Origin of the sequence: Bacillus sp. SIMBA_008 (assembly GCF_046535495.1) — a bacterium.
GTDB classification, from domain to species: domain Bacteria; phylum Bacillota; class Bacilli; order Bacillales; family Bacillaceae; genus Bacillus; species Bacillus subtilis.
The window spans coordinates 1-247 of the sequence record NZ_JAWRWL010001002.1 but is presented as its reverse complement, the minus strand read 5'-3'; the positions used below and the strand labels follow the sequence as shown (position 1 = coordinate 247).

The window sequence follows — 247 nt, the reverse complement described above, 5'->3', positions numbered from 1 at the left end:
GCTTTTCTGGAAGGTGCTTCACCATCACAGCCATGACCAGCGCATTATCAGCGGCTAAAATCCCTTCTAATCCAATCAGTACGAGAAGAACCCACCCGTACTCTAAAATAATTGCTGCATCCATCATCATTCCTCCTTGTTTTTATCTATTGTCCCACAACAGACAAAGGCTTATGAATGCAAAAAAGACCTTTGCCTGTAATGGCAAAGGTCTTGCTAGACATGTGATATGTAGAATCATGCCAAC

The 247-nt window shown here is 42.5% G+C and carries 1 pseudogene; it reads right to left on the bottom strand.

What is annotated here, in order from left to right:
• Positions 1-124: pseudogene (locus SB658_RS26405) on the bottom strand (TerC family protein); the annotation flags it as partial.
• Between the last annotated feature and the right edge of the window lie 123 nt (positions 125-247).